At 71.1% G+C, this 6,443-nt stretch carries 7 protein-coding genes; 3 read left to right on the top strand and 4 right to left on the bottom strand.

The window, feature by feature from the left end; all coding sequences use genetic code 11:
• Nucleotides 1–43: 43 nt before the first annotated feature.
• Nucleotides 44–973 carry a hypothetical protein gene (locus VGR37_18895; GenBank protein HEV2149475.1) on the bottom strand — a complete coding sequence of 310 codons (930 nt, stop codon included), beginning with the start codon at nt 971–973 and terminating at the stop codon, nt 44–46.
• A 205-nt stretch (nt 974–1,178) separates the two neighbouring features.
• Between VGR37_18895 and VGR37_18890 the strand changes: the two genes are divergently transcribed.
• Both VGR37_18890 and VGR37_18885 read left to right on the top strand, forming a co-directional pair.
• Nucleotides 1,179–1,670 (top strand): cation:proton antiporter regulatory subunit, encoded by a 492-nt coding sequence (locus VGR37_18890; protein HEV2149474.1) that lies wholly within the window; start codon nt 1,179–1,181, stop codon nt 1,668–1,670.
• Nucleotides 1,671–1,679: 9 nt separating this feature from the next.
• Nucleotides 1,680–2,888, top strand: coding sequence for a cation:proton antiporter (locus VGR37_18885; GenBank protein ID HEV2149473.1), 1,209 nt, complete (start codon nt 1,680–1,682; stop codon nt 2,886–2,888).
• Nucleotides 2,889–2,956: 68 nt separating this feature from the next.
• Here VGR37_18885 and VGR37_18880 read toward each other — a convergent pair whose 3' ends face one another.
• Both VGR37_18880 and VGR37_18875 read right to left on the bottom strand, forming a co-directional pair.
• On the bottom strand, nt 2,957–3,349 hold the full coding sequence (locus VGR37_18880; protein HEV2149472.1) for a type II toxin-antitoxin system death-on-curing family toxin: 393 nt from the start codon (nt 3,347–3,349) through the stop codon (nt 2,957–2,959).
• Nucleotides 3,346–3,579 (bottom strand): hypothetical protein, encoded by a 234-nt coding sequence (locus tag VGR37_18875; protein HEV2149471.1) that lies wholly within the window; start codon nt 3,577–3,579, stop codon nt 3,346–3,348. The genes VGR37_18880 and VGR37_18875 overlap by 4 nt, the downstream gene beginning before the upstream one ends.
• A 211-nt stretch (nt 3,580–3,790) precedes the next feature.
• Between VGR37_18875 and VGR37_18870 the strand changes: the two genes are divergently transcribed.
• Entirely contained in the window at nt 3,791–5,800 is a 2,010-nt protein-coding gene (locus tag VGR37_18870) for an alpha-1,4-glucan--maltose-1-phosphate maltosyltransferase (GenBank protein HEV2149470.1), read from the top strand.
• 76 nt (nt 5,801–5,876) lie between these two features.
• Here VGR37_18870 and VGR37_18865 read toward each other — a convergent pair whose 3' ends face one another.
• The gene (locus VGR37_18865; protein ID HEV2149469.1) at nt 5,877–6,269 is read right to left on the bottom strand and encodes a hypothetical protein; all 393 of its coding nucleotides are present in this window, start codon (nt 6,267–6,269) and stop codon (nt 5,877–5,879) included.
• Nucleotides 6,270–6,443 lie beyond the last annotated feature (174 nt).

The following is a 6,443-nucleotide window of genomic DNA, read 5'->3' as shown; positions in this document are numbered from 1 at the left end:
CCCCCCCCCCCCCCTCCTTCCACGTCTGCTTTCCGCGGCGGGGCTACTCCGGCGCGGTGCGTCCCGCGCCGAAGACGGCCGCCGCCAGGGAGAGCCCCAGGGCCAGCAGCGCCGCCCAGGCCGCCTTGCTGGCGGCGTTCGCCGCCTGCTCCGCCGTCTGGCCGGCCTGCTGCTGCAGGTCCTGCGCGGTGGAGGAGATCTGCCCACGGGCGTTGGCCGCGGCCGTCTCGACCCGCGTGGCGACCCGCTCCGCCTCGGCCCGGCTCATCCCGGTGCGCGCGGCGATCACGTTGGTGAGGTCCTGGCGGTCCACGTTCCCCGCGGTGGCGCGGATGCGCCCGGTGAGCTCCTGCGCGAGCGCCTGGTTGTCGGTGCCTCCGGTGGCCTGCCCCTGCACGGCGCCCGCCTGCTGCCGCAGGCTGTCCGGCTGGAGCGCCGGGTCGCCGGTCTGCTGCAGCGTGGTCTCGATCTCCCGCTGGAGCGCGCCGAAGTCGAGGCCTCCGGACTGGTTCACCGCCGCCGCCCCGAGCTGTCCCACCGAGCCGGCGACCCCGCCCGCCGCCGCGGCGGCGGTGCGGCTCAGCACGTCGAAGACCCCGCCCAGGAGCCGCCCCGCTCCCATCGAGACGAGGTAGAGCGCCAGCAGGGTCGAGAGGCTCCACATGAGGACGCCGTGCAGGCGCCCGTCCCCGCGGGTGAGCACGCCGGCGAGCCGGCCGGTCGTGAGCCCCCCGATGAAGAGGCTGACCACCGCCGTGAGCACGAACCAGGCGATCACGCCGATCCCGAGCGCGCGCACCGAGTCGCCCTGCCCGGGGTCGAAGGCGACCAGGCCGATCGCCATTCCCAGGAGCGAGAGCACCATCTGCAGCGCCGTCGCGACCACGAAGCCGGCGAAGATCGCCCCCCAGCTGAGACGGAACCCCGTCCGCTCCACGACCGCGTCCCTGGGGCCCACCGAGATGTCCGCCATTTCGTCCTCCCTTGCCGGTTGCGATTGCCTCCGCCGGACGGGAGACGAGGCATCTCTCCGCCCGGAGCTGAGTTCCACAAACCTTCTACGCAGTCGGGCGCAACTTCCGAGCCGGGCGCGGCCCACGCGCCCGCCGGGGACGCCGTGGCGCGCATCGTGCCCGGCCGAATTCCGGTTTCCGGAGACTCCAACCCGACCGAGGACCATGGACATTCGCGAGCATGACCTTCCCGGCGTCGGGAAGAAGTTCGCCTGCGCCACCGACGCGGGCGACCGGCTGACCGTCATCATCCACAACACCGGCGCGCGCGAGATCTACTTCTTCGAGCGGGGGGAGGACTTCCCGCACGCCGCGGTGCGCCTGGAGGACGCGGAGGCGCGGAAGCTGGGCGCCGTCCTCGGGGGTGCCTACTTCCAGCCCGCCACCGACGAGTCGATGGAGATGGTGCTGGGACAGCTCTCGGTGGAGTGGATGAAGGTGGAGCCGCCGTCGCCGCTCGCCGGGAAGACGCTGGCGCAGGCCGCCGTGCGCGAGCGCACCGGGGCGAGCGTCATCGCGGTGCTGCGGCAGGGGAAGGCGATCCCCAACCCGCAGCCCGACCAGGAGATCGCGGCCGGGGACACGCTGATGGTGATCGGCGACCGCGAGCAGGTGACGCGCTTCGGAGGGTTGCTCCGGGGACGGAACGCGGACTGAGGGGCGGCCATGGAGCACGGAGGCTTTCTCCTCGGCGCGGGCGTCATCCTGGGGGCCCTCGCGCTCGCGGGGCTGCTCTTCCGCTTCCTGCGGCAGTCGGTGATCCCCGCCTTCATCCTGCTGGGGATGGCGGTGCGCCCGTGGGCCGTCGACGAGCACCTGGTGGAGTCGGTGGCCACGCTGGGGGTGGTGCTCCTCCTCTTCTTCATGGGGCTGGAGTTCTCGCTGGGGGCGCTGCTGCGCAACCGGCGGCGGATCGTCCGCAACGGCGCCATCGACCTGGCGGTGTGCTTCCCGGCCGGCTTCGTGGCCGGGGTGGCGATGGGGTGGGGAATCCGCGGCGGGCTGCTGCTGGCCGGCGCGTTCTACATCTCGTCCAGCGCCATCATCGCCAAGAGCGTGATCGAGATGCAGCGCTCCGCCAACCCGGAGGTCGAGGCGGCGCTGGGGGTGCTGGTGTTCGAGGACCTGTTCATCGCCCTCTTCCTGGCGGTGCTGGCGGGCGCGGTGCTGGTCCCGGAGCCGGACGCATTGGGGATGGCCTGGGGCGTGGGGAAGGCGCTCCTCTTCTTCGGGGCGGTGGTGCTCGTGGCACTCCGGGCCCGGCCGCTCCTGGACCGCGCGTTCGACGTGGAGAGCGACGACCTCTTCCTTCTCCTTTCCGGCTCGGTGGTGCTGCTCCTGTCCTGGGCGGCGCTGGCGGCGGGGCTCTCGGAGGCGATCGGCGCCTTCCTGGCCGGGCTGGCCCTGGCGGAGACGGCGCACCGCGAGCGCGCGGAGCGGCTCTTCGCGCCGCTGCAGGGCCTGTTCGCGGCCGTGTTCTTCCTGGGGTTCGGCCTCTCCATCGACCCCGGGGAGTTCGCCGACGTCTGGGCGCACGCCCTGGCGCTGACGCTCCTGGGCGTGGCGCTCAAGGTCGCGGCCGGGTGGTGGATCGGGCAGCGCGACGGCCTGAGCCCCCGCGCCTCGCTTGCGCTGGGCCTCACGCTCGTCCCCCGCGGCGAGTTCTCCATCGTCCTGGCGGGGATCGCCGCCGCGGCCGGGTACGGAGAGCTGGCCGCCCTGGTGGCGCTCCTGGTGCTGGCCCTCTCGCTGGTGGGGACCGCCGCCATGACCTTCGCCCCGGAGATCGGCCGCCGCGCCTTCCCCCGCCGCGCCGAGCGCGGCCTGCAGGACCGCGGCTTCTCCCCGGACCTGGCAGGCTTCGACCCGAAGTAACGGAGGGGACAAGGGACCGGGGCCCCGTGCGTACGCGCCCGCTCGGCAGGGTGCCGCCGGTGACGATGTCAGATGTGTTCCCGCAGCCAGGCGGCTACGGCTGCCTCGGTCATGCGGACCTTCTCGTCCGCAACCGCCATCGTGACCTGGTAGAGCTCGACTCCGGGGACGTGAAGCGGGTGGCCGTTGATCGCGAGGAAGACGAGCATCGCGGCCACCGCCGTCCGCTTGTTCCCATCCGCGAACCCCTGCGACTGCGCGAAGGCGTACAGGTACGCCGCGGCGAGCTCGGCGAGATCGACCTCGTCCCCACCGTAGAGGTACCGGTTTCTCGGGCGGTTCAGCGCGGATTCCACGACGCCCCGGTCGAGGATGCCGGGACGCCCGCCAAAACGCTCCAGCTGCTGCTCGTGGAGCAGCTGGAGCGTTTTGAGGCTGATCCATTTGGGCTCGGGGATCACCGGGCGAGCGCGGCGAACACCTCCCTGTACTCGTCCATGATCTCCTCGTGCGCGCGGAGCGCCTCGGCCACATCGGGGTCGTAGGGAAGCACGTGGTACCCGCCCATCCCGTCCTCGACCCAGTAGAGCTCTCCACCGGGCTGCAGCCCCATCTTCCGGGTGGCCTCGGTCGGAACCGTCGTCGTGATCGACCCGCCCTGCGCGCGGGTCCTGCTCGTCAGCGTCGCCATCCCTCCCTCCTGGGTCTGAGTGGTGCCTGAAAGATGTGCAACTTTAGTTGCACCGTCAAGCAGACGGGGGATAAGCCGGCTACGGAAACGGCGCCCCCGCCCGACCTCCGCACCTCGCACCTCGCACTCCCGCACTTCGTCTGTGGCCCACCCCTTGCGGCCCGCCGCGGCGTTCGCAGCCGACCAGCCAATCCGACAGCCAGGGACGCAGATGCCGCCGAGGATCGACGCCAGCCGGAAGATCGTGATCGAAGACGTGTACCCGGAGCTCGACTGCGGGCGCTACGCCGTGAAGCGGGAGGTGGGGGACGTGGTGGAGGTGCGGGCCGACATCTTCAAGGAGGGGCACGACGCCATCGCCGCGGCGGTGCGCTACCGCACCGAGCGCGAGACGGAGTGGCGCGAGGCGTCCATGCGCTTCCTGGACAACGACCGCTGGGGCGGCTCGTTCCCCGTCACGGAGAACGTCCGCTACCTGTTCACGGTGGTGGCGTGGACGGACGCCTTCGGCACCTGGGCCTCCGACACGCGCAAGAAGTACGACGCCGGGCAGGACGTGGCGAGCGAGCTGCTGGAGGGGGAGGCGCTGATCCGCGCCGCGGCCGGGCGGGCGGAGGGGACCGAGCGGGAGCGGATCGAGTCGTACCTGCGCGGCGTGGCCGAGGGGACGCAGGCGGAGCGGGTGGCGGAGGCGCTGGACGCGGGGCTGCTGGAGCTCATGGAGCGCTGGCAGGAGCGCTCGGACCTGACGAGCTACGAGCGCGAGCTCCCGGTGCAGGCCGACCGGGTGGCGGCGCGCTTCGCGGCCTGGTACGAGCTGTTCCCGCGCTCCATGTCGGACGACCCGGCGCGCCACGGCACGTGGGACGACGTGATCGCCAAGCTCCCCTACGTGCGCGACATGGGGTTCGACGTGCTGTACTTCCCGCCCATCCACCCCATCGGCCTGCAGTTCCGCAAGGGGAAGAACAACACGCTGAACGCGGGGCCGGACCAGCCGGGCTCCCCCTACGCCATCGGGAGCGAGGAGGGGGGGCACAAGGCCATCCACCCGGAGCTGGGGAGCGAGGACGACTTCCGCCGCATGGTGGAGGCGGCGCGCGAGCACGGGCTGGAGATCGCGCTGGACTTTGCCATCCAGGTGTCGCCGGACCACCCCTACGCGAAGGAGCACCCGAGCTGGTTCTACGTCCGGCCGGACGGCACCATCAAGTACGCGGAGAACCCGCCCAAGAAGTACCAGGACATCTACCCGCTCAACTTCTACGGCGAGGACTGGCAGGAGCAGTGGGAGGAGTGGCGGGACGTCATCCTGCACTGGGTGGAGCGGGGGGTGAAGATCTTCCGCGTCGACAACCCGCACACCAAGCCGGTGCAGTTCTGGGAGTGGATGATCCGCGAGGTCCAGCGCGAGCACCCGGAGACCATCTTCCTCTCCGAGGCGTTCACGCGCCCCAAGATGATGCGCGCCCTGGCGAAGGCGGGGTTCACGCAGAGCTACACCTACTTCACCTGGCGCAACTTCAAGGGCGAGATCACGGAGTACTTCACGGAGCTCACGCAGGGGCCCATGCGGGAGTACTTCCGCGGCAACCTGTTCCCCAACACGCCGGACATCCTCCCCGAGTTCCTGCAGCACGGCGGGCGCCCCGCGTTCATGATCCGGGCGGTGCTGGCGACCACGCTCTCGTCGGTGTACGGGATCTACTCCGGCTTCGAGCTGTGCGAGAACACGCCGCTCGCCCCCGGGAAGGAGGAGTACCTGAACTCGGAGAAGTACGAGATCAAGGCGTGGGACTGGGACCGGCCGGGGAACATCCGCCCGCTCATCACCCGGCTGAACGCCGTGCGCCGCGCCAACCCCGCACTCCAGGAGTACGACAACCTGCGCTTCTACGGGGCGGACGACGACCACGTGCTCTTCTACGGCAAGGCCACGCCCGACCGGAGCAACATCATCTTCATGGCGGTGAACCTGGATCCCTTCCAGGCGCACGAGGCCACGCTCTGGTTCCCGCTGGACGTCATGGGGATGGGGCCGCACGACCCCTGGGAGGTGGAGGAGCTGCTCACCGGCGAGCGCCACTTCTGGCAGGGCTCAGGGCAGCGGGTCCGGCTGGACCCCGGCGCGCCGGCCCGGATCTACCGGGTGCGCGCGTGGCGCAGCTCCGAGCACGACTTCGACTACTTCATGGAGCCCACGCTGGTGCAGGTGCCCTGACGGGATGGTTCCCGCGGGCACGGAACGGGCCCGCGCCCCGGACGGGACGCGGGGCCGTGGCGCGCCCGAAGGCGGCTCAGTGCGTGAACCAGGCCGTGTCCCGGCCCTGCGCGCCGAGATTGTCGGTGACGTACAGGTTCACCTCGCAGGTGTCGCCCATGCGGACGTCCACCGTGTAGGTGCTGCTGTAGCCGTCCGGGACGTAGACGCAGCTGGAGCTCCAGTAGTAGCTCGCGATGCTGCCGTCCGGGTCGTACGAGTTGACCCCGGTGAGGTAGTGCCGCAGCACCTCATGGCCGTTGACGATCATCGGCTTGGCCCGCGTCAGCTCCAGCACCGCCACGGGCGCCTGGTTCGACATGGCCGTGACCTGGAGCCGTGCGGCCCCGGGCGCAGCGGTGGGGGTGGCGTCGCAGGCGGAGAGGGTGGCAACGGCGGTCAGGGCGGCCATCCAGGTGAAGCGCCTCATCGTTCCTCCGGGGTACAGGGCTCCGGCTGCCGTGCATCCGCCGGGAATGGCGTCTGCCGTTCTCCCTGCAGCCGGTATGTCCCAATGTGCGCCGCCGTGCGCGTGGTGTCAATACATGTCTGCAGATGTATGTCAGCCTGTCCGATACGCAGCGGGGCGGCGCCTCCCGCGGGA

Source organism: Longimicrobiaceae bacterium (genome assembly GCA_035936415.1).
Lineage (GTDB): Bacteria > Gemmatimonadota > Gemmatimonadetes > Longimicrobiales > Longimicrobiaceae > JAFAYN01.
Note: the sequence above shows the minus strand (reverse complement) of the source record. Positions and strands in the feature narration are given on the sequence as shown.

Excerpts from the sequence above, each read along its gene's own strand:
- VGR37_18885 (HEV2149473.1), top strand. The coding sequence starts at position 1,680 with ATGGAGCACGGAGGCTTTCTCCTCGGCGCGGGCGTCATCCTGGGGGCC.
- VGR37_18890 (HEV2149474.1), top strand. The coding sequence starts at position 1,179 with ATGGACATTCGCGAGCATGACCTTCCCGGCGTCGGGAAGAAGTTCGCC.
- VGR37_18870 (HEV2149470.1), top strand. The coding sequence starts at position 3,791 with ATGCCGCCGAGGATCGACGCCAGCCGGAAGATCGTGATCGAAGACGTG.
- VGR37_18875 (HEV2149471.1), bottom strand. The coding sequence starts at position 3,579 with ATGGCGACGCTGACGAGCAGGACCCGCGCGCAGGGCGGGTCGATCACG.
- VGR37_18895 (HEV2149475.1), bottom strand. The coding sequence starts at position 973 with ATGGCGGACATCTCGGTGGGCCCCAGGGACGCGGTCGTGGAGCGGACG.
- VGR37_18865 (HEV2149469.1), bottom strand. The coding sequence starts at position 6,269 with ATGAGGCGCTTCACCTGGATGGCCGCCCTGACCGCCGTTGCCACCCTC.